General features: G+C 36.2%; 24 protein-coding genes and 1 tRNA gene. 6 read left to right on the plus strand and 19 right to left on the minus strand.

Annotated features, from left to right (window positions below; genetic code table 11):
* The first annotated feature begins 108 nt into the window (after positions 1 to 108).
* Complete coding sequence (locus tag U6A24_RS00470) at positions 109 to 303, plus strand: hypothetical protein (protein WP_324177963.1); 195 nt, start codon at positions 109 to 111, stop codon at positions 301 to 303.
* Positions 304 to 355: 52 nt separating this feature from the next.
* Positions 356 to 520: a hypothetical protein gene (locus U6A24_RS00475; RefSeq protein WP_324177964.1), complete on the plus strand. Its 165-nt coding sequence runs from the start codon at positions 356 to 358 to the stop codon at positions 518 to 520.
* 729 nt (positions 521 to 1,249) lie between these two features.
* Here U6A24_RS00475 and U6A24_RS00480 read toward each other — a convergent pair.
* The 15 genes from U6A24_RS00480 to mraZ form a co-directional block, all read right to left on the minus strand.
* A tRNA-Arg gene (locus U6A24_RS00480) sits at positions 1,250 to 1,323 on the minus strand.
* An 11-nt stretch (positions 1,324 to 1,334) separates the two neighbouring features.
* Positions 1,335 to 1,784 (minus strand): GatB/YqeY domain-containing protein, encoded by a 450-nt coding sequence (locus U6A24_RS00485; protein ID WP_324177965.1) that lies wholly within the window; start codon positions 1,782 to 1,784, stop codon positions 1,335 to 1,337.
* A gap of 98 nt (positions 1,785 to 1,882) precedes the next feature.
* The gene (ftsZ, locus tag U6A24_RS00490) at positions 1,883 to 3,847 is read right to left on the minus strand and encodes a cell division protein FtsZ (protein WP_324177966.1); all 1,965 of its coding nucleotides are present in this window, start codon (positions 3,845 to 3,847) and stop codon (positions 1,883 to 1,885) included.
* A gap of 75 nt (positions 3,848 to 3,922) precedes the next feature.
* Positions 3,923 to 5,275, minus strand: coding sequence for a cell division protein FtsA (gene ftsA / locus U6A24_RS00495; protein ID WP_324177967.1), 1,353 nt, complete (start codon positions 5,273 to 5,275; stop codon positions 3,923 to 3,925).
* A gap of 7 nt (positions 5,276 to 5,282) precedes the next feature.
* Positions 5,283 to 6,002 carry a cell division protein FtsQ/DivIB gene (locus U6A24_RS00500; protein ID WP_324177968.1) on the minus strand — a complete coding sequence of 240 codons (720 nt, stop codon included), beginning with the start codon at positions 6,000 to 6,002 and terminating at the stop codon, positions 5,283 to 5,285.
* Complete coding sequence (gene murC, locus U6A24_RS00505) at positions 5,999 to 7,345, minus strand: UDP-N-acetylmuramate--L-alanine ligase (RefSeq protein ID WP_324177969.1); 1,347 nt, start codon at positions 7,343 to 7,345, stop codon at positions 5,999 to 6,001. Before murC ends, U6A24_RS00500 begins: the two co-directional genes overlap by 4 nt.
* A gap of 16 nt (positions 7,346 to 7,361) precedes the next feature.
* Positions 7,362 to 8,462, minus strand: coding sequence for an undecaprenyldiphospho-muramoylpentapeptide beta-N-acetylglucosaminyltransferase (gene murG / locus U6A24_RS00510; RefSeq protein ID WP_324177970.1), 1,101 nt, complete (start codon positions 8,460 to 8,462; stop codon positions 7,362 to 7,364).
* Positions 8,459 to 9,661 (minus strand): FtsW/RodA/SpoVE family cell cycle protein, encoded by a 1,203-nt coding sequence (locus tag U6A24_RS00515; RefSeq protein ID WP_324177971.1) that lies wholly within the window; start codon positions 9,659 to 9,661, stop codon positions 8,459 to 8,461. Before U6A24_RS00515 ends, murG begins: the two co-directional genes overlap by 4 nt.
* A 20-nt stretch (positions 9,662 to 9,681) precedes the next feature.
* Complete coding sequence (gene murD, locus U6A24_RS00520; protein ID WP_324177972.1) at positions 9,682 to 11,016, minus strand: UDP-N-acetylmuramoyl-L-alanine--D-glutamate ligase; 1,335 nt, start codon at positions 11,014 to 11,016, stop codon at positions 9,682 to 9,684.
* A gap of 1 nt (position 11,017) precedes the next feature.
* Positions 11,018 to 12,250: a phospho-N-acetylmuramoyl-pentapeptide-transferase gene (mraY, locus tag U6A24_RS00525; RefSeq protein WP_324177973.1), complete on the minus strand. Its 1,233-nt coding sequence runs from the start codon at positions 12,248 to 12,250 to the stop codon at positions 11,018 to 11,020.
* A 37-nt stretch (positions 12,251 to 12,287) separates the two neighbouring features.
* Positions 12,288 to 13,751 carry a UDP-N-acetylmuramoyl-L-alanyl-D-glutamate--2,6-diaminopimelate ligase gene (locus U6A24_RS00530; protein WP_324177974.1) on the minus strand — a complete coding sequence of 488 codons (1,464 nt, stop codon included), beginning with the start codon at positions 13,749 to 13,751 and terminating at the stop codon, positions 12,288 to 12,290.
* Positions 13,748 to 15,742, minus strand: a complete 1,995-nt coding sequence (locus tag U6A24_RS00535; protein ID WP_324177975.1) for a penicillin-binding protein — start codon at positions 15,740 to 15,742, stop codon at positions 13,748 to 13,750. The genes U6A24_RS00530 and U6A24_RS00535 overlap by 4 nt, the downstream gene beginning before the upstream one ends.
* A gap of 4 nt (positions 15,743 to 15,746) precedes the next feature.
* Positions 15,747 to 16,058, minus strand: a complete 312-nt coding sequence (locus U6A24_RS00540; RefSeq protein ID WP_324177976.1) for an FtsL-like putative cell division protein — start codon at positions 16,056 to 16,058, stop codon at positions 15,747 to 15,749.
* Positions 16,055 to 16,960 (minus strand): 16S rRNA (cytosine(1402)-N(4))-methyltransferase RsmH, encoded by a 906-nt coding sequence (gene rsmH, locus U6A24_RS00545; RefSeq protein WP_324177977.1) that lies wholly within the window; start codon positions 16,958 to 16,960, stop codon positions 16,055 to 16,057. The genes U6A24_RS00540 and rsmH overlap by 4 nt, the downstream gene beginning before the upstream one ends.
* A gap of 51 nt (positions 16,961 to 17,011) precedes the next feature.
* Positions 17,012 to 17,482, minus strand: coding sequence for a division/cell wall cluster transcriptional repressor MraZ (mraZ, locus tag U6A24_RS00550; protein ID WP_324177978.1), 471 nt, complete (start codon positions 17,480 to 17,482; stop codon positions 17,012 to 17,014).
* Positions 17,483 to 17,784: 302 nt separating this feature from the next.
* Between mraZ and U6A24_RS00555 the strand changes: the two genes are divergently transcribed.
* Both U6A24_RS00555 and yihA read left to right on the plus strand, forming a co-directional pair.
* Positions 17,785 to 18,555 (plus strand): alpha/beta fold hydrolase, encoded by a 771-nt coding sequence (locus U6A24_RS00555; protein WP_324177979.1) that lies wholly within the window; start codon positions 17,785 to 17,787, stop codon positions 18,553 to 18,555.
* 15 nt (positions 18,556 to 18,570) lie between these two features.
* Entirely contained in the window at positions 18,571 to 19,176 is a 606-nt protein-coding gene (yihA, locus tag U6A24_RS00560; RefSeq protein WP_324177980.1) for a ribosome biogenesis GTP-binding protein YihA/YsxC, read from the plus strand.
* On the opposite strand, the gene U6A24_RS00565 is transcribed toward yihA, so the two are convergent.
* The 3 genes from U6A24_RS00565 to gldB are packed head-to-tail and all read right to left on the minus strand — an operon-like array spanning position 19,162 to position 20,887.
* Positions 19,162 to 19,530: a GTPase gene (locus tag U6A24_RS00565; protein WP_324177981.1), complete on the minus strand. Its 369-nt coding sequence runs from the start codon at positions 19,528 to 19,530 to the stop codon at positions 19,162 to 19,164. The genes yihA and U6A24_RS00565 overlap by 15 nt on opposite strands.
* Before the next feature lie 50 nt (positions 19,531 to 19,580).
* Positions 19,581 to 19,919, minus strand: a complete 339-nt coding sequence (gene gldC / locus U6A24_RS00570; RefSeq protein ID WP_324177982.1) for a gliding motility protein GldC — start codon at positions 19,917 to 19,919, stop codon at positions 19,581 to 19,583.
* The gene (gene gldB, locus U6A24_RS00575) at positions 19,919 to 20,887 is read right to left on the minus strand and encodes a gliding motility lipoprotein GldB (protein ID WP_324177983.1); all 969 of its coding nucleotides are present in this window, start codon (positions 20,885 to 20,887) and stop codon (positions 19,919 to 19,921) included. Before gldB ends, gldC begins: the two co-directional genes overlap by 1 nt.
* A gap of 169 nt (positions 20,888 to 21,056) precedes the next feature.
* Here gldB and nadE point away from each other — a divergent pair, with 169 nt between their 5' ends.
* A complete protein-coding gene (nadE, locus tag U6A24_RS00580; protein ID WP_324177984.1) occupies positions 21,057 to 21,845 on the plus strand; it encodes an NAD(+) synthase in 789 nt (262 codons plus the stop codon).
* Between the two features lie 142 nt (positions 21,846 to 21,987).
* Complete coding sequence (locus tag U6A24_RS00585; RefSeq protein WP_324177985.1) at positions 21,988 to 22,620, plus strand: response regulator transcription factor; 633 nt, start codon at positions 21,988 to 21,990, stop codon at positions 22,618 to 22,620.
* On the opposite strand, the gene dnaG is transcribed toward U6A24_RS00585, so the two are convergent.
* Complete coding sequence (dnaG, locus tag U6A24_RS00590) at positions 22,617 to 24,584, minus strand: DNA primase (protein ID WP_324177986.1); 1,968 nt, start codon at positions 24,582 to 24,584, stop codon at positions 22,617 to 22,619. The genes U6A24_RS00585 and dnaG overlap by 4 nt on opposite strands.
* Positions 24,585 to 24,829 lie beyond the last annotated feature (245 nt).

Below are 24,829 nucleotides of genomic sequence, written 5' to 3' on the forward strand. Positions count from 1 at the left end.
AACTACTATTTTATAAATTGGTAGTTTTTATAGATAAATAAAACACTAAGAGGCACTACATTTAACCATAATTCTTTTAAAACTTTTTTAATCAAAAATCTTACAGATATGAAATTAAATGTTTTAAACCGAAAAGGAGTCATATTGCTATCCAGAGAAAATCAAAAAAATATTAAAGGATGTATAAGAGTTAATGGTAGTCCATTTTGTGATTGTGACTGCGATGGGAATGTAATAGGCCCTCCTGAGTGTGAACATATCATAACCTGCCTTGACCTTTCTGATTGCGAGCAAGTAGATTAACTATTGACTCCAAAACTAAATTTCTTAAAACTTATCTTAAAAACCAAACATCATGTTACATACATTTTCCATCATAAAAGGCATTCAACCTATAAGTAAAAAAGAACAATCATACATCAAAGCTGGTATTGGAGATACCGCCGGAGATTGTAGGTCGCATGTAGAATGCCCTATCAATTCAGTTTGTGAGGCATTCTTATGCGTACCAGCTTGGTAAACAATATCTCAATTCTTTAACATCTATTGCAGCATTTGTTTTTGTAATAGGATTTTGTAAGAAGCATAAGGGTTGTCACTCATATCCCATAAAGACAGCCCTTATGTCTTCGTTGATTTATAATCTACTCTGGATTTTTTTGCAGAAAACCCCAAATAAATGAAATGAGGCAGAGCCATAAAGCTATCAAAATAGTTTTAGTTGGTAAACATTTTTCAAGATATCATTACCGTTTTTTGTACCTTTTAGTGTCAGATTAAGCATTAAAAAAAACTTAAGGTAAACAGATTTAACGAATTCGGATACAATCTAAAAAACAAATAACAAATTTTCAAAGCGAAATATTTTCTACACTTAGATTTCACTGTTAACGCTAAGATTGGAATATTACTTAAATGTTAAAATAACATATCCAACAAAATAAAGCGAGACAATATTGTCTCGCTTTATTTTGTTTTAAAAGTGACCCAGGGGAATTATTTTATGATCCTCAACAAACTCACTGCCGCAAATACAAAACTAGCAAAGCTACCACTTTACAGTTTTTGTGCTTGATGTGACCCCAAGGAGGATTAACCAGTGTTGATTCTCAATAAACCCTCTACTGCAAATAGGAAATCACGAGCTATCGCTCTAGTTCTTTATTTTTCTACAAAACCTAGAAGCTTTGGCTTCGAGTTTTTCCGAAAAACAAAGAACCACGCCAATGGCGTGGTTTTCTGTTTGATGTGACCCAGGGAGGATTCGAACCCCCAACCCTCAGAGCCGAAATCTGATATTCTATCCAGTTGAACTACTGGGCCATTACTTATATTTATGATAATTTACTTTTTACAATCGTAGAAATGGTTTTACCATCTGCTTTACCAGCCAATTGTGATGATGCCATACCCATTACCTTACCCATATCTTTCATTCCTTCTGCTCCAGTTTTGGAAATAATATCCATAACTATTTTTTCTATTTCTTCTTCGCTCATTTGTTCTGGCAAAAACTGCTCGATTACTTTGGCTTGATCCAATTCAGGTTGTGCCAAATCATCTCTTCCTTGCTCTGTAAAAATAGCAGCACTATCTTTACGTTGTTTTACCAATTTTTGTAGCAATTTTAGTTCTTGGTCCTCTGTTAGTTCTTCTTTTGCACCACTCTTAGTTTGAGCCAACAAAATAGCCGATTTAATTGCTCGTAATGAGGTTAACGCATTGGTATCTTTTGCCTTCATAGCCTCTTTCATGGCCGTCATTACTTCCTGTTGTAAACCCATTATTATTGATTTTAATCTATTGGATTGCGAAGATAAAAAATAAACCGATAATCTAAGGTTAGATTATCGGTTATCTGGAATTTTATTACTTATAATTCTTAATCCACATTATCGTGCAAGAAAGAATTATTTTTTCTTAATTGTATATCGTCATTACCATCGGTTCCTAATGATGTTCTTGACAATCCTTCGTCCTCTGGTTTTGCATCTACGTCAATCCCAGCACGCTTATAAGCCGGTTCTTTTTCGATATCATCAATCTTATTAGAACTGTTTCTAAACTTATAATTAAACTCTTTCATTTTCTCGCGACGTTCTGCCGCTCTGGCTTTTAATGTTTCAGAAATTGGTTGATTTACAGGGTCTGCATCTTCTACCGGTTCACTTTCTGGAGTGGGAGCCACAGTTTTCTTCTCAAAAATTACTTCTTCGTCCTCTTCCATTACTTCTGGCTGCGCTTCGGTAAGGCGTTTTTCTTCTTCCATATAATCTTCAAGACTATATTTGCGTACACCTCCTGATACCGTTTCGCTAGTAGGTACCACCTCTATAGGCTCATTCACCTCCATATCCAGGATATCATCGCTAAGATCAAAAACAATAGGTTGTTCTTCTTCTATGATCTTTTCTGAGCCAGAAACTTCATTAAGCTTCTCGTCTGTATTTCCGTCAACAGGCATATCAAAAGCCAAAGAAAACTGATCTGCTTTTTCCTCTTCTGCCGCTGCTTCCACTTCTTTGGCATCATTAACCTCTATTTCTTTAATGATATCTTGTGCATTAATGATTACAAAATCATTTTCTGCAGAAAACGTATCTACTATTTCATAATCAACATTGATGTTTTTTATAAAATCGGTAGTTGGAATCAAAGGATTGTCTGCCTCTTCTTCATCCTCAACCAGTTCGTGTTTTATAATAGAAGGCTCTTCGATTTCTTCTTTTTTGGGTAGAGGAGACAATATTGGTGTTGTCTTACCTGTAGACTTTGGTGTCAAATCCTGGGTAGTGGCACGTTGCTCATCTTCCAAAGTATGAATAATCTTTTTGGTCTCGGTATTTACGATTTCGTCCTGCTGCTCTACATCAAATCCAGTTGCTATAACCGTAACAGAAATTGCATCTTCCAGAGATTCATCTTCACCAACCCCCATAATGATGTTGGCTCCATGTCCTGCTTCTTGCTGGATATGATCATTGATTTCACCAATCTCATCTATGGTGATTTCTTCTCTACCAGAAACAATTAATAATAGTACATTTTTGGCTCCAGTAATTTTGTTATCATTTAATAACGGAGAATCCAATGCCTTTACAATTGCATCATGAGCACGTTTGTTACCTGAGGCATTAGCAGACCCCATAATTGCCGTACCGCTATTGCTAAGCACCGTTTTAGCATCGCGCAAGTCAATATTTTGCGTATAGTGATGCGTAATAACCTCGGCTATTCCTCGTGAAGCTGTAGCAAGAACCTCGTCTGCTTTGGAGAAACCAGCTTTAAACCCAAGGTTACCATAAACTTCTCTAAGTTTATTATTATTGATCACAATTAACGAATCCACATGTGCACGAAGACGTTCAACACCTAATTGTGCTTGCTCGTTACGCATACGCCCTTCAAACTGGAAAGGAATAGTAACAATACCTACAGTAAGGATATCCAGCTCTTTTGCCATTTTCGCAATGATTGGAGCCGCCCCTGTACCGGTACCACCGCCCATACCAGCTGTGATAAAAATCATTTTGGTATTGGTATCCAACATGGTTTTTATCTCTTCGTAGCTTTCTACAGCCGATTGTTCTCCAACTTCAGGGTTCGCGCCAGCACCTAATCCTTCAGTTAGTGAAACCCCTAACTGAATTTTATTGGGTATAGGGCTATTCTCTAATGCTTGAGCATCTGTATTACAGATCACAAAATCAACACCTTTAATTCCTTGTTGGAACATGTGGTTGATGGCATTACTACCTCCTCCTCCTACTCCGATCACTTTAATAACATTTGATTGATTTTTAGGTAAATCAAACGAAATGTTCTCGAATTCTTCGTTATTACTCATAATTGCTAATTTTCTGGTTCTCCTACTCTTTTATATTTTCTTACTGTTCAAAAACCTGAACATTTTCCTTCTTGACTATTCTGCATTATCCAAGAATTCTTTGAATTTTTCTGTCCATTTTTCAAGGATATTCTTTCTGGGTCTCATATCTACTCTGGGATTTTCTTCTTCCACAGTGTGATCTACCGATGTTTCTGCTTCACTTTCTACCGTCTCTGCTTTGGCTAGCTCTTCTCTTTTGATAGTTTTCTTCTGTTTTTTAATGTGTACCAAACTATCCATAACCAACCCAACAGCTGTCGCATACATTGGACTCGTTGTTTCTGCGTCACTATTACCAGCCAAATGTTCATTTGGATATCCTATTCTGGTATCCATACCAGTAATATATTCTACTAATTGTTTCAGATGTTTAAGCTGCGAACCTCCACCCGTTAGAACAATTCCTGCAATCAATTTTTTCTTTGGAGATTCGTGGCCATAGTTCTTTATTTCCAAAAATACTTGCTCTATAATCTCCACCACACGTGCATGAATAATTTTAGACAGGTTCTTTAATGTAATCTCTTTGGGTTCTCTACCTCTTAGCCCCGGAATTGAAACAATTTCGTTATCCTTATTTTCGCCAGGCCATGCAGATCCAAATTTTATTTTCAGCAACTCGGCCTGTTTTTCGATAATAGAACATCCTTCTTTTATGTCTTCGGTGATCACATTTCCTCCAAAAGGAATTACAGCCGTATGACGAATGATTCCATCTTTAAAGATTGCCAAATCTGTGGTACCACCCCCTATATCGATAAGTGCAACACCTGCTTCTTTTTCTTCCTGGCTTAATACAGCGTTGGCCGAAGCAAGTGGTTCTAGAGTAACATCAGAAAGTGCTAAACCAGAACTTTTTACACATCTTCCTATATTACGAATCGAGGTGACTTGTCCTACTACTACATGAAAATTGGCTTCCAATCTACCGCCATACATCCCTACTGGCTCTTTTATTTCGGCTTGACCGTCTACCTTATATTCTTGAGGAAGGACATGCAAAATTTCCTCCCCGGGTAGCATCACCAATTTATGCACCTGATTGCACAATTTTTCGATATCATCTTCATCGATTACCGCATCTGCATTGGGCCTTGTGATATAATCGCTATGTTGCAAACTACGTATGTGTTGACCAGCAATTCCCACGGTAACATCGGTAATTTTCATTCCCGAAACACTTTCAGCTTCTTGAACAGCTTGCTGTATTGACTGAATGGTTTGTGTGATATTATTTACCACACCACGGTGCACACCCAAACTTTTGGATTTACCAACTCCTAGGACTTCCATCTTTCCGTATTCATTATACTTTCCGACCATAGCAACAATCTTTGTTGTTCCTATGTCTAATCCTACCGCTATTTCATTTATTTCTCTTTCCATAATGGTATCATTTTAATGTGCACACCACTTGATTACTAAATTGTAGACTGACTTTCTTATACTTGTTTAGGCTCTTATCTCTAAGTGCCTTTTGATAAAATGCTTTAAAATTTTTGACCTTACTGTCGAGGTCTTCTACCTCCCCAATTACTACTCTAAAAGTATATACTCTTAGTTCGAGTTCGTATTTTCCTTTCACATTTGTATAAACACCAACCACATGTTTCTTTAAAAATTCATCTTCCTGAATTTTCTTCAACAATGGAAAAATTTCGGGAATTTCTCTTTCGGATACGTTATGAATTAAAGGCACATGTGCCGAATAACTATCCGATAGAGGCATCGTGTTTCCCGTAATGTCTACATAAAAAGGAGTAACTGCGTTCACTCTTGCAATTGGGGTGCGTTGTTTAATTCTAGCCCTAAGCTCCCCATTTACAGTAAGATACACATCAGAATGCTCGATCATTTTGTGTGAATCCAGCTTTTGCTCTACAGTATTCAAAACTAAAATTTCTTTACCCACGCTCGTCACCTTACCTTCATTTTGTATTAACAATTTATTAACCGTCGCTTCATTTACATAAGGATCCTGCTGCTCGATGAATTCTATCTGCACTTCACGTATCTTTCTTTCTTTATTTCGCTTACCCGTAAAAGCAAAAAGCAACACCACCAATAGCACAAGCCCACTAAATCTCAAATATGTAAAAACTCTCTTTTTCATACCGATAATGCTTCTTTAATACCATTCACTTCTTCTCCTATATCTCCAGCTCCTATAGTTACTATTACCTCTGGTTTGCTCTTGATAATTTCATTTATCAAATTATCTTTTGACACTAGTTTTTTATTTTTACTATTAATCATCTCTAACAACCACTTGGAAGTCACCCCTTCTATTGGTAATTCTCTGGCAGGATATATATCTAATAACAACAATTGATCAAACTGACTTAAACTTGTTGCAAAATCTGTTGCAAAATCTCTTGTTCTACTATACAAATGAGGTTGAAAAATTGCTAATACTTTTTTTCCTGGATGCATTTCTCTCACCGCTTGATGCAATGCATTTATTTCGGTTGGGTGATGCGCATAATCATCTACATACACCAAATTATCAGTTTTGATTTGATAACTAAATCTGCGCTGCACACCTTTAAAAGTTGATAAAGCCTTTGCCAGCAACGCGGTCGGGGAGCCATATAACATCGCGATAGCAAAGGCTGTTATAGCATTTAACAAGTTATGTCTACCTGGCAGGTTTAAATGCAAATCCCTTATGAGCTTGTGAGGTGTTTTTAAATCAAAAATGTATGTTCCGTTATCTATTTTTATATTTTGTGCACAATAGTCTGATTCATCATCTATCCCAAATGTAATTCCCGAAATTGGGAGTCCACTACATACCAAAAGATGATCTTTTGCTCTAGACGAAAACTCTACAAATGATTCCTCTAGTGCGTTGGCTTTTTCATAGATATCCAAATGATCTGCATCCATCGAAGTTATTGCTATGATATCGGGATATAATTGTAAAAAAGACCTATCAAACTCGTCAGCTTCTACAACCACAACTTTATTTCCTTCTAAAATTAAATTGGAGTTGTAATTCTCGCTTATCCCGCCCAAAAAAGCAGTAACCTCGGCACCACTTTCTTTAAGCAAATGTCCCAAAATTGCAGTCGTTGTGGTTTTACCATGCGTTCCTGCTACGGCAAGGGTATATACGTTTTTAGTAATCATCCCAAGAACTTCGGCTCTTTTCTTTAAGTCAAACCCCTGTTTCTGAACATACATCAACTCTTTATGATCGTTTGGGATTGCAGGGGTATATATGACAAGCGTTTCTTCTTTATCTAAAAATATTCTTGGGATAGCATCAACATTATCTTCAAAATGAATATCAATTCCAAGGTCACTCAAATCAGAAGTGATCTGGCTTGGTGTTTTATCATACCCTGCAATATTTTTACCTAAAAATTTAAAATATCGAGCAAGTGCACTCATACCAATACCACCGATACCGATAAAATAAATGTTCTTTATGTTCTCTAATCCTTTATTCATTTAACTTCTTTGCGCCTCAATTACTCTTTATTAATTTTTCAATCTCGTTTACAATATCTGATGTTGCATTTGGAAGGGCTAATCTTTCTATATTCGCTGAAAGTTCTTCCTGTATTTTTTCAGATCTCAATATTTCTGAAAACACATTTTCGAAGGACGATTCAAGTTCTGTCTCTTTCAACATTCTGGCCCCACCCTTATCTACAATTGCTTTTGCATTTTTGGTTTGATGATCTTCGGCCACATTAGGTGAAGGGATAAACAAAACTGGTTTTGCCACTATGCACAATTCTGAAACCGAACTAGCTCCCGCTCTGGAAATGATCATATCTGCTGCTGCATAGGCAAGATCCATCGTATCCAAAAATTCATGAACTTGCACTCCATCCTGGTTATCATATTTTTTGTATTCTGAATAATACAACCTACCACACTGCCAGACCACTTGCACATCTTGTTTCCTAAAAAAATGAAGTTCCTTTTCTATTAATTGATTTACTCTGCGAGCGCCTAAGCTTCCTCCTAAAACCAGTATGGTTTTTTTACTATTATCAAGATTATATTTCTCTAATCCTTCTCCTCTCTTTCCTTTAATGGTTAACAAATCCTGACGTACAGGATTACCTGTCTTTACAATTTTTTCTTTCGGAAAAAAACGATCCATCCCATCATAGGCTACACATATTTTACTTGCTTTCTTGGCCAACCATTTATTGGTTATCCCAGGAAATGAGTTTTGTTCCTGAAGTACTGTCGGTATTTTTTTGGAACCTGCCGCCTTCAGTAAAGGCCCACTGGCAAACCCTCCTGTTCCTATAACCACGTCTGGGTTGAAATTTTTGATCACTTTTCTGGATTTCCACAGACTACTTATTAACTTTAATGGAAACAACAGGTTGCTAAGTGTTAATTTCCTTTGTATTCCACTAATCCATAAACCGATGATCTCATACCCTGCCTGAGGAACTTTTTGCATTTCCATACGATCTTTAGCCCCCACAAACAAAAAGGAAGCATCAGGATACCTATTGCTTAACTCATTTGCAATAGCTATTGCAGGATAGATATGCCCTCCTGTTCCTCCACCAGATAATATGAATTTTAACCCTTTACTCATACCGCTTCTCTTAACACCTCTAATGGGTTTTCTTCTTTTTCTTTATCAAGTTCTTTTTCAATAATTGCTTCTCTCTTGCTACTTACACTTAGCACAATTCCGATAGCAAGGCATGTCATCCAAATTGAGGTCCCACCACTACTTATTAATGGAAGCGTTTGTCCTGTAACCGGAAATAATTCAACGGCCACTGCCATATTAATTAATGCCTGAAATACAATGGGAAGACCTACCCCAATCACCAGCAATTTTCCAAATACATCTATGCTTTTATGGGCTACAACAACAAGTCGAAACAGTAAAAACATGTATAGCAACATTAAAAATACACCTCCAAGGAAGCCCCATTCTTCTATAATTATAGCATAAATAAAATCTGAAGACGATTGAGGCAAAAAGTTTCTTTGCACACTTTTTCCTGGTCCCGTACCAATAACTCCACCGCGAGCAATCGCAATTTTTGCTCTTTCTATCTGGTAATCTTCTTGAGTATCTTTATTATCGGTGAAGTTTTCTATTCTACTCACCCATGTATCGACCCTATTGGGAAACATACCGGGAAAAGCTTTTGCAAACAGAATAAAGAACACCAGTACCAAAAAACCAGTACCAAGAATTACCGATATGTATTTTAAGGGGTACCCTCCCAAAAACACCAACATGATCACCATAGAAAATATAATTGCTGCCGTAGAAAAATTTGCAGGCAATATCAACATGAGCACTAAAAAAACGGGCATCCAGAGTGGCAATAGTGATTCTTTGAAAGAAATGGTTCGATCTTTAATTTTTGAGAGATACCTTGCTACATAAGCCATTAAGACCACCGCTGCCAATGTCGAGGTTTGAAATGTCACTCCAACAAATGGAACACGAATCCAGCGACTGGCATTGGCTCCTTCGATCGTGTTATTTTGAGCCATAGTAACCAGCAACAGAACGAGCACAACAGGTATCATAATTATAGAGAGTCCTTTGAAATAATGGTATGGGATTTTATGTACTCCATACATAATCAAAAAACCTAATACCAAATGAGCAAAGTGCTTTACCAGAAAGCTAAACGTATCTCCGTCACCATATAAATATGCCAAATTACTACTCGCACTATAAACAGGTAGAAAAGAAAATAATGCCAACAAGGCTGCAACAGCCCAGATCACTTTATCACCTTTTATATTTCTTAGTATTTTGGTCATTATATTTATTTCTTATTCAATTACAGCTCTCTTACCGCTTCTTTAAAAAGCCTACCTCTTTCTTCATAGTTCTTAAACAGATCAAAACTTGCACATGCCGGGGACAAAAGCACATTATCATTTCGTTCTGCCATTTTGTATGCTATATTTACTGCATCTTTCATAGATTGTGTTTCTACGATATCATCTACACAGTTGCCAAATGCATTAATTATTTTGGCGTTATCTACCCCCAGGCAAATAATAGCCTTCACTTTTTCATTTACCAATGAGTATAACTCTGAATAATCATTACCCTTATCAACTCCACCAACAATCCAAACCGTCGCCGACTTCATAGCATCAAGTGCATAAAAAGTAGCATTTACATTGGTAGCTTTAGAATCATTGATGTACTGTACATTATTGATTTTTAAAACGTTTTCCAATCTATGTTCTACCCCGTGGAAGTTCTCAAGACATTCCCTAATAGTGGTCTTGCGTATTTTTAATAATTGTGATACCGTGGCCGCAGCCATTGCATTTTTCACGTTGTGATTCCCCTTTAATGATAAATCTGTTGTTGGCATGATGAATTTGTTGTTATCTATTGTTATTTTAATATTTCCTTCTTCTAAATAAGCTCCGTTTTCCAATTTTCTTTTTAATGAAAATGGTAATAATCTTGAGCGAATGGGATGCTTTTGTAAATATGTTGTTATCACCTCATCATCTGCATCATAAATGAAATAATCATCTTCGTTTTGATTCATTGTAATTCTGAATTTTGAAGCGATGTAATTTTCAAACTTATACTCATATCTATCCAAGTGATCTGGTGTGATATTGGTTAACACTGCAATATGCGGAGCAAAATCCTTAACACCATCTAACTGAAAACTACTAAGCTCTAACACGTAAAAGGGAGCGTCCTTTTCTGCAACTTGTTTCGCAAAGCTATCTCCAATATTACCTGCCATATTTACATCTAACCCTCCATGTTTCAGCACATGGTGGGTAAGCATGGTTGTGGTCGTTTTTCCATTACTTCCGGTTATCCCTACTATGGTTGCTTTGGTATATTTTGAAGCAAACTCAATTTCAGAAACTACTGAAACTTCTTTGGCATTAAGCTTTTGAACCAAGTCAACTTTATCGGGAATACCCGGACTTTTCATTACGACGTCGGCATTGAGAATCTTAACCTCTGTATGCTGTTTTTCTTCCCATTCGATTTCAAAATTTCTAAGAACTTCTTTATAATGATCTGTAATTGTTCCTTTATCTGAAACAAACACTTCGTATCCTTCTTTTTTACCCAAAATAGCAGTCCCTACGCCACTTTCTCCTGCTCCCAAAACCACTAACCTTTTCACTTTATCTCACTTTTAATGTGATCACTGCTATAATTGCCAGAAAAATCCCAACAATCCAAAACCGCGCTACAATCTTACTTTCATGAATCCCTTTCTTCTGGTAATGGTGATGCAAGGGAGACATCAAAAATATTCTTCTTCCCTCTCCATATTTCTTACGCGTATATTTAAACCAGCTTACCTGCATCATTACCGACAAGGTTTCTATAAAAAATATTCCACATAAAATAGGTATCAAAAATTCTTTGCGTATAGCAATTGCAATTACTGCTATAATACCTCCTATGGTTAAACTTCCCGTATCACCCATAAAAACTTGAGCCGGATAGGTATTGTACCATAAAAATCCAACCAAAGCTCCTGCAAATGCTGTAATAAAAATGGTCATCTCACCAGAGTTTGGGATATACATTACATTGAGATAATCTGAAAAAATGATATTACCCGACACCCAAGCGAACAGCGCCAGAGTAAGCACAATAATTGCCGAAGAACCTGCCGCTAACCCATCTATTCCATCTGTTAGATTTGCGCCATTTGACACAGCTGTAACAATAAAAATCACAATAGGTATAAAAATTAACCAGGCATATTTTGCGATATCCGGACTAATCCATGAAATTAAATCCGCATAATCAAACTCATTATTCTTGAAAAATGGGATTGTCGTCTTTGTCGACTTTATGGCCGGATTAAAATCCGATTTCTCTTCACCTTCATTTACCACTTGCTCAGTTTCCAACTGTACTTTCTCTTGTCTAATGGTAATATCGTCATGAAAATACATAGTGCATCCCACGATAAGCCCTAAACCAACCTGACCAATTACTTTAAATTTCCCAGCGAGCCCTTCTTTATCTTTCTTTTTAATTTTCAAAAAATCATCTGTAAACCCAATTACCCCCATCCACAATGTGGTAATGATCAGAAGAATTACATAAATATTGTCTAGTCGAGCTACCAATAACACCGGAATAAGTGTTGCCAAGATGATAATAATACCTCCCATTGTTGGAGTACCTGCTTTTTCTGCTTGCCCCTCAAGACCAAGTTCTCTAATACTTTCTCCCATTTGATTTCTACGAAGTAATCTTATGATACGCTTACCATAAATAGTAGAAATGAGCAATGACAAAATAATAGCAATTGCCGCTCGAAAAGTGATGAACTGAAAAAGCGTTGCCCCGGGGAACTGGTATTCGCTTTCCAAATATTCAAATAAATAATATAGCATAGGTTAATACCTTTTATACCAAGCGTATTAAAAGGGTTTATTTGTTTAGTTTCTTTAGTTCTTCTTTTACAATTTTAAAATCATCAAAATCTATTCGTTCGCCATTAATCTCCTGATATGTTTCATGTCCTTTTCCTGCAATTAGGATGATATCATCCTTGTCTGCCAATTGGCAAGCTGTTTTTATTGCTTGTTTTCTATCGGTTATCGACAGGGTCTTTTTATAATCCTGGGGTTCTACTCCTTTTTCGATATCTTCAATGATTTGATCTGGATTTTCGGTTCTTGGATTATCGCTAGTAAAAATTGCTTTATTACTTAGCCTCGCAGCTATGTTACCCATAACCGGGCGTTTCATTTTATCTCTATCCCCTCCACAACCCACAACTGTAATCAAGGTTTCGTTATTGGTGCGGATATCATTAATTGTTTCCAGAACATTTTTTAATGCATCGGGAGTATGCGCATAATCCACAATAGCTGTTATTTTTTCGTCTGAAATGAGATACTGAAACCTACCACTAACACTTTGTAAATCGCTTATTAACTGAAGTATCTCTAGAGTTTCAAGCCCTAGTAATTCTGCCGTGCCAAATATGGCCAGTAAATTATAGGCATTAAAACTTCCTATAAGCTTGGTCCATACTTCATGATCATTAAGCTTAAGCAATAATCCTTCGAGATTGTTTTCTAGAATCTGCCCCCTGTAATCTGCATAGGACCTTAAAGCGTAGGTATATTGTTTGGCTTTCGTGTTTTGAACCATGAAAGCCCCATTTTTATCATCACTATTTATTAGAACAAACGCACTATTCGACAAGCCGTCAAAGAAAGCTTTTTTTACATCACGATATTCTTTAAACGTATTATGATAATCAAGGTGGTCATGAGATAAATTGGTAAATATTCCTCCTGTGAACTCTAATCCTTCGGTACGTTTTTGATGAATTCCGTGCGAACTAACCTCCATAAAGCAATATTCGACTCCTGCTTCACTCATTTCTTTGAGATAATAATTAATTGTCAAAGAATCAGGTGTTGTATGCGTTGCTTTGAATTCTTTGGCATCTACAAGTATTTTTACTGTAGAAAGCAAACCTACTTTGAAACCTGCTTTCTTAAAAAGCTGATATAATAAAGTTGCAATGGTCGTTTTACCATTGGTACCCGTTACTCCCACTAATTTTAGGTTCTCTGAAGGTGACCCATAATAATTTGCTGCCATCATGGCCAGGGCCGATTGTGTATCCTCGACTTCTACATAGGTTATACCATTTACTTTGACATCGGGCATTTGTTCACAAACCACAGCTACAGCGCCTTTATCAACTGCTTTTTCTATAAAGTCATGACCGTCAGATACGGTACCTCGAATAGCGACAAATACATCATCTGCCTCAATCCTTCTTGAGTCAAACTCAATCTTATTAACACCATTATTGGTGTTACCAACAACAGCATTAATAGATACTTTGTACAATATTTCTTTTAGTTCTGTCACGACAATTCTAATCTCACTATTTGATTTTCTTTTACTTTTGTCCCAGGTTCTATAGACTGTTTGTTCACTCTACCGGATCCTCTTAATTCTACCTTAAGCCCCATGTTTTCTAGCAGGGAAATGACATCCATAGCCGGCATACCTTTTACATTAGGCATAATAGTTTTGTACTTTTGCGCATTTTGGTAATACTTTTCATAACTATTATCTATCGATTTATTTTCTACCACCTCGTAGGAGACCTCATCTATGATAGGAATATCATTATATATTTTTGTAGCAATGGTTTTAAATACCGGAGCCGCTACTTCACTACCATAATATCCTTTTTCTTTATTTGGTTTATGTATTACAACAATGCACGAATAGATCGGCTTCTCTGCTGGAAAATACCCTGCAAAAGAAGATATATATTCACGTTCTTTATCTTTTCCGTAATTTCCCCAACAGGTACCCGTTTTTCCGGCAATTTGAAAGTTATCAGTATGTATGTTATCTGCGGTGCCTCTCTTTACTACATTTTTCATCATCTCCTGGGCAATTTTTGCAGTTTTCTTTGAACAAATTGTGGGATTAAGAATTTCTTTATCAAATCGTTCGCGGGTTTTATCCCATGTTTTCACTTCTTTGATAAACCTGGGTTTCACCATTTCTCCATCGTTGGCGATCGCGTTATAAAAAGCCAGCGTTTGTAATGGTGTAATTGCCACACCATACCCATGAGCCATCCATGGTAAAGTAGTACCGTACCAGTCCCTATCACCTGGATATGGTATTTTGGGAACACCTTCTCCTTTAATAGCCAACCCAAGGGTTTCTCCAAGTCCCATATTTATAAGGCGATCTACAAACTTTCTTGGATTATCTTTATAGTGATCATTAATTATTTTGGCAAAAGCTGTATTTGAGGAAACCTCGAAAGCCTTGGCTACTGAAATCTTACCATATCCTCCCCAACGAGAATCCTTTACTACTCGATCATAAAATTTAACGCGTCCATTTTCGGTATCCACGACATAGCTAGAGTCGATCATTCTATCCTCAAGTGCCGCTACTACGGTCATCAATTTAAAGGTAGACCCTGGTTCATGAGATTCTCCTACAGCATAATTCAATTTTTCGTAGTACTTACCTGCTTTGGTGCGTCCAAGGTTAGAAATTGCCTTTATTTCTCCTGTTCTGGTTTCCATAACAACCACAGTACCATGTTCTGCTTCAAATCTTTCTAGTTGCCCTAATAAAGCATGGTGTGCTATATCCTGAATATTAACATCAATAGTAGAAACTACGTCATATCCATCTTGTGGCTCAACCTCATTTGCATCTCCAATTGGTTTCCATTGGTTTTTAGCGATTTTCTGTTTTTTACGCTTTCCTTCTTTTCCTCTTAAAAAAGGGCCATAAGCCCCTTCCAGCCCTACTCTAGTGTAATATCCGTTCTCATCTCTTCTTTCATACCCCACAGTTCTTTCGGCAATTTTGCCAATAGGATGCTCTCTTACTGTACTTTGCTCTACGATTAACCCTCCGCGATTGGCACCGAATTCGAACAGCGGAAATTCTTTGACCCTCATGTACTGCGAATACCCTAAATTTCTTCTTATCAACAAATACCTATTTTTATTTGCCCGAGCTGTTCTTATGATTTTATCATAATAGGTAGCCGGTTTTCCGAATTCCTTGGATAATGCTTCGCATAAGGGCTTCACATATTCTCTGAAGTCCTTATCTGTAACGGTGAGTGCATCAAACCGGATATTATATTTAGGAACAGAAGTCGCCAATAGGTTTCCTTTACTATCGTATAGGTTTCCTCGGTTTGCAGGAATATCAAAAGTCTTAAAAACTCGTTCCTGAGCTTTCTTGCGATACATATCCCCTTCTACAAACTGTATATTCACTAATTTTATCAATACCGCAACGGCAAAAACGAACATACATGCTGCTATGAAATACAACCGGTTTAATATGTTTTTTTCTTTTATCGCCAACAGTTTAGTTTTTTACAATTATTTTTTGAGGAGGTGTTGTAGGCCTTTTTAACCCTTCTTGCGTCATCTTTCTAATTATTGAAGACTCCATTTTAAGTCTCATTAATTCTGTTTTACCATCTACAAATTGTGTTCTTAACTCCCTCACCTCATTATTCAACCGTGCAATCTGATGCACTTTACTTTCAGCATTATGTGAACTTGCAATCATGATTATTGCCAAAAAAGAAAGAAACAATAACATTCTCCAGTTTTTCATTGCATCGTCTGCAATCAAAAACTTTCCCTTAAGTATATCATACATTGTTTGTTTCATATCCTTTCGGCTATTCTAAGCTTAGCGCTTCGTGCTCTATTATTTTCTTTGATCTCTTCTTGAGTTGGAACAATCAATCCTCCAACCTTTTTAAATGGAACAGATACATTACCATACAAATCTTTCTCGGGCTCTCCTTCGAACATTCCATTACGAATAAATCGTTTTACCAATCTATCTTCTAGAGAGTGGTAAGAAATCAAACTTATCCTACCTCCTTTATCCAAAAGTTGGACAGTTTGTTCTAAAAACTCTTTTAGAGCATCAATCTCCTGATTCACTTCAATTCTTATGGCCTGATATATCTGAGCCAATATTTTATGTTCCTTGTGCCTTGGCAAAAATGGAGTCAACACTTCTTTTAACTCTACACTAGTTTTAATAGACTTAAACTTTCTTGCTCCTACTATTGCTCTTGCAAGCTTTGGTGCATTTCTTAATTCACCATACTCTAAGAACATTTTCCGCAAATCGGATTCATCATATTCATTTATTACTTCAAAAGCAGAAAGTTTTCCGCTTTGATTCATTCTCATATCCAAATCAGCCTCAAATCTTGTAGAAAACCCTCTTTCTGCCACATCAAATTGATGTGACGAAACTCCAAAATCACCAAGAATACCGTCTACCTTTTTTAATCCGTGAAATCGAAGAAAACGCTTAATAAATCTGAAATTTTCATTAATAAGGGTAAATCTTTCATCATCTATAGCATTACTCAAGGCATCTTCATCCTGGTCAAAAGCATACAACTTACCATTGGCCCCCAGCCTTTTTAAAATCTCCCGAGAGTGTCCTCCTCCACCAAAAGTCACATCAACATATATCCCATCCGGTTTGATCGCAAGACCATCTACGGTTTCCTTCAGTAAAACTGGATTATGATACTCAGTCTGTTCCATCTACTAGTTTTATTCCTTCTATCAAACAAGTTTAAGAGCACGTAAGAAAATTTAAGAATCAGGTCCAGGGTCATCATCAAACCCCATAACTTCTTCAGCCAAATCTGCAAAATCAACAGCAACATCATCGATTGCTTTTTCATACAATTCTTTATCCCAGATCTCGATAATATTAACAGCCGACGATAACACCAGCTCCTTTGTGATCCCAGCAAAACCAATTAGATCCTTAGGAATCAAAAGACGGCCCGCACTATCTATCTCTACTACTTTTACCCCGGCGGTAAACCTTCTTATAAAATCATTATTCTTTTTCTTGAAGCGGTTAAGCTTATTAATTTTCTGCATTAAAAGATTCCATTCTTCCATGGGATACAATTCCAAACATTGCTGAAAAACAGACCTTTTTAACACAAAACCATCTTGCAGCACAGGCGAAAGTTGCTTCTTAAAAGCTACAGGCATCATGAGACGTCCCTTTGCGTCTGCCTTACATTCATATGTGCCGATTAGATTTACCACTTCGTTTCCCTAAACGTTTAATTAGCCAAATATATTGAAAAATTTACCACTTTTTACCACAATTTACCACATTGTTAATAAGTTATGATTCAAAAAACATATTCTGCAGGATTAAAATCTTTAAAAAATTGTTTATCAACACTCTAAGAAAGAGCCCGTAAAACCCATGTTGATAATAATTAGTAGCCAGAAAAATTTGAAGAAAAAAGAATTATAAAAAATCATTCTGTAGTATTAATAAAAAATCTTAAAACTAATTATGAAAATGCTATATTTGCTTTTAATTCTTGTAAGAAGTATTAATGAAGCACGAATTAAAAAAAGACGGAAAGTTTAGTTATCTAGATATAGGAGAAGGTACACCAATCATCATTTTACACGGTTTGATGGGTGGGTTAAGTAATTTTGAAGGTGTAAGCTCATACTTCCCTGAACAAGGATACAAAGTATTAATACCAGAACTTCCGGTTTATACGCTACCACTTATAAAAACCAAGGTTAGCACCTATGCCAAATATCTTAAGGATTTTATCGATCATTTAGGATACGGAAATAAAGAAGTCATTCTCTTAGGCAACTCCCTTGGTGGTCATATTGCATTATTGTGCACAAAAATGTATCCTGAAAAAGTGAAAGCACTTGTAATTACAGGTAGCTCTGGACTTTATGAAAGTGCTATGGGAGAAAGCTACCCCAAACGAGGTGATTACGATTACATTAAAGCCAAAGCTGAAAACGTATTTTATGATCCTGCAATTGCAACAAAAGAAATCGTAGATGAAGTATATGCTACCGTTAATGATCGCAATAAATTAATTAGGACACTAGCTATTGCCAAAAGTGCAATTCGACACAATATGGCAAAAGACTTACCCAAAATGGACACGCCCACATGTATTATTTGGGGCAAAAACGACAATGTTACACCACCAGAAGTTGCAGACGACTTTGATAAACTACTACCAGATTCTAACCTCTATTGGATCGACAAATGTGGACATGCAGCTATGATGGAACACCCTGACGAGTTCAATGAGCTACTTCATGATTGGTTAAAAGAAAGAAATATCTAACTACAATTATTCGCCATGAAAATAAGCAGCGCTGAGTTTGTGATTAGTAACAGCGATGTTGGGAAATGTCCTAAGGACAAATTACCCGAATATGCCTTTATCGGAAGGTCTAATGTTGGGAAATCCTCGTTAATTAACATGTTAACGGGACGAAAGAGCCTAGCAAAAACCTCTGGAAGACCTGGGAAAACACAATTAATCAATCATTTTATCATTAATAAAAACTGGTTTTTGGTTGATTTGCCAGGATATGGATACGCTCGAGTATCTAAATCTGCCAAGAAAGTATTTCAAAAATTTATTACCGCATATTTTTCAAAAAGAACACAATTAGTAAATGCTTTTGTATTGGTAGATTGCAGACATGAACCACAAAAAATTGATCTTGAGTTCATGCAATGGCTTGGTGAAAACCAAATTCCTTTTTCTATTATCTTTACAAAAGCAGATAAACTCTCAAAAAACAAATTACCAGTTCATATTAATAATTATACCCAAGAGATGTTGAAGTATTGGGAAGAAATGCCAAATTATTTTATTACTTCCTCATCGTCGGGATTAGGAAAAGATGATGTTCTTAATTATATAGAAGAGATTAACAAGCAACTAAAAAACTCCTAAACCACTCTTTTTCTTTAGGCTGGCAATAAGCTCTTTTATAGATTGAATACCTGCCATTTCTTTTGAATCTAAAACCAAATCCAGCTCATAATCCTTTTCTTGAAAAATTACCGGAAAATCATAACCCTTAACGTCTGGATAAGACTTGAGAAACTCGTCTTTATACATAAAAACCAACTCTGCTTTTATGTTTTCTCTAAAATCCTTCCAAACTTTTTTCTCAGAAAAATTACCATGAGTAAGACTACAGAGGTCGCACGAATATGTTGAAGGCCTTATAATTTTATGAGCCAAGTCCAAAGATTTACTCACAAAGTCAGAGGTTGCATTATAAACAAATACCAGTTTTTTCAAAAATTTTTGTTTTACCTACTTAGTCCAAAGAAATTCAAAAACCTGTCAGATTATTCTCTTTTTAGCTCTAATTTTTCTGCAAAGTAATCACAAAAGTCTTTCATCGTTGCAGACATTTTTTCATCCTGTGTAGCCCTATAGAATGTGTCACTCATTGCCATTAAAGTTTGGTGAAAGAATATCTTCATTTCGTCTACAGGCATATCTTTGGTCCATAAATCGATACGCAAGCTCTCTTTATTTTTACTATCCCAAACAGAAAGCAACATCGCTTTTGTCTCTTCGTTCTCTACGCCGCCATCTTTTGCGGTCCATTTAAGTTCTTCAGGAACTCTGTTTTCGTCTAGTGCTATGTCTATTTTAATCTCTGATTTATGCTCAATTGCCATTATCGTGCAGGTTTATATTTTGATCTATTAAAAATTGTTTCGGCATCTGCCAGTAATAATTGCCGCAAAGATACATTGTTATTTTTCATATAAGAAGCAACGATACGCCAACCTATAAATTGACCTACTCTATCTGGAGCTTCTTTATCAATTTCTTCGAGATAAAATTTTGAAAATGGTCCTGGATACAAAAATCGTGGCATAAGATCGCTATCTGTACTATATAATAATTGCTTATCAATAAAGTATCGCCAAATCTCTTCTTCATTTGCATTAACCCAATCATATTGTTCCTGAGTATATCCCATTTTATCTGCATCATCAAAATCTGGAAGAAAAAGATCTTTCAGATACAGTTCTTTCCCAAAAGAAACCATATTTCCCAAAAAGGTTCTGTCTCGTATTGGCCCTACTAAATTCTTGGCATACATCGATGCAACGTCTGGTACTATTTGATCTCTTTCAAAATTTTGCCTTAGATACTTTTGAATACTTTCATAAAAATGATGATCCTTCCCCAAATAAGTATCTAGAGAAATAATCAACAGATCTTTTGCAATAACTACTTTATTACGATAATCTACATCTGATGTGATGGTAACTACTCTTGGCTCTTTTATTTCGGGAAAGTAAAATTTAATATGTTGAAAAAGGCCATGCAACTGCTCCTTCTCTTTAGAAAGATCGGAATATGCTTTTTCGACCTCCTCATTAAGTTCAAGTTGAATGGTATCCTTGGCCTTTTTAATCCATGTACTATCTGCATATTTTTCTGAAAATAAAAAAGGATATTCTACCTTTAACTTCGGCAAATTCTCTTCAGTCAAACCTGCAAATGATCGGTCAAAACGCTCAATATTGATTTCTACCGGAATTTTGGCAACTTCTTTTTCGACTTTACTTTCTTTATTGCAAGAAACCAAAAAACAAACGATGAATATAAATTTTAAAAATATCGCAGTTTTCATCCCCATTTTATAAGATCCCATCAAATAATTTCTATTCCTATAGAACGCCATCTTTTTTTATTAATTTTATGATCACAAAGATAATGTATCGGTTTACGAATTGAGAATGTAAACATAACATTATTTATACATGGACATCTATTATAAATCAAATAATATACACTAAAAAATGCAAGTAGAAAAAGTAATTAACCATATCACAAATTGGCTAAAAGAGTATGCAACAAACGCAAATATAGAAGGTTTTGTTGTTGGAGTTAGTGGAGGAATTGATAGTGCGGTTACTTCTTCGTTATGTGCAAACACAGGTTTAAAAACACTTTGTGTTGAAATGCCTATTCACCAGGCACAAAGCCAGGTTAACAGAGCCCAGGAACACATTGCACAATTAAAAGAGCGATTTCCAAATGTATCTGATATAAGCGTTGATCTCACCCCGGTATTTGAAGAAATGAAATCTGCCGTTCCAGCTGTAGAACCAAGTGCACAATTAGACCTTTCTCTTGCCAATACCAGAGCACGTTTAAGAATGACTACACTCTACTATTTTGCAGGGCTACACAAATATCTGGTAGCAGGAACCGGAAATAAAGTAGAAGACTTTGGCGTTGGTTTTTTTACAAAATATGGAGACGGCGGTGTTGATTTGAGTCCGATAGCCGATTTACTCAAAAGTGAAGTATATGCTATCGGAAAAGCACTTAAAGTACCTAACTCTATACAAATAGCCGCTCCTACCGATGGATTATTTGGTGATAGTCGAAGTGACGAGGATCAAATAGGGGCCAGTTATGACGAGCTAGAATGGGCCATGAAAATGCAAGATAATGGCCAAAAAATTGATGATTTTACAGGAAGAGAACAAGAAGTTTTTAGAATTTACACCAGGCTAAATACCGTAAACCAACATAAAATGAACCCAATTCCGGTATGTAAAATACCCGTTAATCTATTATAATCAACACTTTGTCGATAAATCGATAAAAAAAAGTTTACGAGGACTAGTTCTTAGTAATTTTGCAGCAAGATAAAAGTTACCCCTAGCCTAAACAGATGTTAAAACTTTAAAATTAAACTAACATTAACAATCGTAAACAAGAATGACAACCGTATTAATCGCTGATCATCATCCAATTACTAGGAAAGGGATCGTTTCTTTATTTCGCCACTCAGAAGATTTTGAGATCATTGGTAAAGTAAGTAACGGAAACGAAATGTATGATGTTTTGAAAGCCACAACCCCTGATGTACTTATTATGGAGTTGGATCTTCCACAAATTAATGGGATTATGGCTTTGAGAACCATCAAAAAAGAATTTACCGGAATAAAAGTGATTATCTTTAGTTCACATCCTGAAGAAATGTATGCGCTAAGTGCAATAAAAGCCGGAGCCTCAGCCTATTTATCTAAAACCGTTCCCACCAAAATACTCAAGAAAGCAATTGAGCGTGTAGCAAGAGGGGGTATTTATCTTAATGACAATCTTACACAACAATTGGCAAACGGGAACGCAAGTGAAAATAACATGGTAGTGAAGTATAAGAAATTATCTTCACGAGAAATTGAGGTTCTAAATCTTTTATCTTCGGGTAAAAGAAATAAAGATATTGCAACCACTTTATCCATTAACGAAAAAACTGTAAGTACTTACAAAACAAGACTGCTAAAAAAATTAAAAGTCGACAACCTTGCTGATTTGATCCATCAATCAAGGCTGTTACATATTAGCTAAACTACTCGATTTAGTTTTTCAGACAATATTTTTCTTAAAAGAAGGTAATCACCAATATCCTGAAGGATTTCGTGGTTACCTTCGTTATTCTCTGAGGATGTTATAGCTTGTTTAAGCTCTTCTATTTTTTGAGCAACCAACACGCCCCTTAAGTTTAGAATTACATCATGCACATATGTCGATACATTATTTTCTTTCAATTTAACATGTATCTCTTTATCGTGCCATCTACTTAAAGAATGCTTATCTTCGGTCATCAAAATCGAGGTGATCTCTGAAGCAACCTCGGGATCAATATGATTGATAAAATTTTCTAATTTAAAATCCTCCTCTTGATTAAGCTGTTCGATAAGAAGTGTATATAATGCTTTAAAGTCATTATTGGTGAATTCTATTTCGTCCTCTTGCAAATCAAGATATATCTTTTCAAAAACCTTAGCCGTATATCGCTCTAGTTCATGCACAAGTTCTCCTTCATCATTTTCTTTAAGGATTAAATCTTCAAACTCCTCTTCTTTTTTACCATACAGCAACAATATCTCAATAATCTTACGCTCTAATTCATATTGTCGATTTACCTTTGGAGCCTGTTGCGTTTCAGTCTTTACTACCTCGAACGATTTCTTGCGCTCGGTCTTTTGTTGCTTGCGCTGGTCCCTGGCATCCTCATTACGTATTTGCGCCAAGGTATCAAACAGCACATCTTCAGAAATATCCATAATACGCGAACACTCACGCACATAAATTTCACGCTTAATCACATCGGGAATCTTGGAGATACTGGTCACCATATCCCTAATAAGCTCGGCCTTTTTTATAGGATCATCCTTTGATTCTTGCTGTAATAGCGAAGCTTTGAAACTTATAAAATCCTGAACATTTTCCTCAAGATAGACCGTAAGCTCTTCTAGTGTATTCTGCTTTGCAAAACTATCGGGATCTTCCCCTTCGGGGAAACTACAAACTTTTACATTCATGCCCTGCTCAAGAATAAGATCTATTCCTCTTATAGAAGCTCGCATTCCTGCTGCATCACTATCAAACAGTACCGTAATATTTTTGGTAAGCCTGCTTACCAAACGTATTTGATCTGTTGTTAATGCAGTTCCCGATGACGATACCACATTTTTTACACCGGTTTGATTAAATTGAATAACATCGGTATATCCTTCTACCAGGAAACAATTATCTTCTTTGGCAATAGATTGTTTTGCATGATAGATCCCGTATAAAACTTTACTCTTGTGATAAATGTCGCTCTCGGGAGAATTAAGGTATTTGGCAGCCTTTTTCTCATTGGTCAGGATCCTTCCTCCAAAACCCAATACCCTACCAGACATAGATTGGATAGGAAACATCACCCTTCCTTTAAAACGGTCAAATTGTTTTTCTTCTTTCACAATAGTAAGCCCGGTCTTTTCGAGGTATTCCAACTTATAGCCCTTCTTTATGGCTTCTGTGGTAAAGGCATCCCAAGAATCTGGAGAATACCCCAATCCAAACTTTTTTATCGTTTCTTCAGTAAAACCGCGTTCTTTAAAATAGGTCAATCCTATAGCCTTACCTTGCTCAGTTTTGTGCAGTGTATTTTGAAAAAAAGTATTGGCAAACTCACTTACCAGGTACATACTCTCCCGTTCGTCTGCCTGTTGCTTTTGTTCGTTGGTTTGCTCGGTCTCCTCGACTTCAATATTATATTTCTTGGCCAAATATTTTATTGCTTCGGGATAGGTAAAATGCTCATGCTCCATCAAAAACGCTACCACGTTCCCTCCCTTTCCGCTCGAAAAATCTTTCCAGATCTGTTTTACGGGCGAAACCATAAAAGAAGGCGTCTTTTCATCACTAAAAGGACTCAATCCCTTAAAATTACTTCCTGCCTTTTTTAACTGCACAAAATCCCCAATCACTTCTTCGAGGCGAGCGGCATCAAATACGGCATCTATAGTGGACTTATGGATCATAATAAAAGTGCAGTTACCCTAACTAAGTTGATTTATTTTTATTTGGCGTATCACCTGTTTACCAACAGGGTGACCGGGCTTTCGGTTATATCTTTTTTATACAAAAACTTTACTACAATGAATAAAGAGATCATAACATACAAAAAAGGATGCCACCTCTATCCCTTACGCAAAAATAACATAATCTTGGATATAGAGGTCTATGTATTTTTTGATTGATTCTTATAAAACTATCCCGATCTCGG

It is taken from the genome of Aquimarina gracilis (assembly GCF_035285365.1).
GTDB classification, from domain to species: Bacteria; Bacteroidota; Bacteroidia; order Flavobacteriales; family Flavobacteriaceae; genus Aquimarina; species Aquimarina gracilis.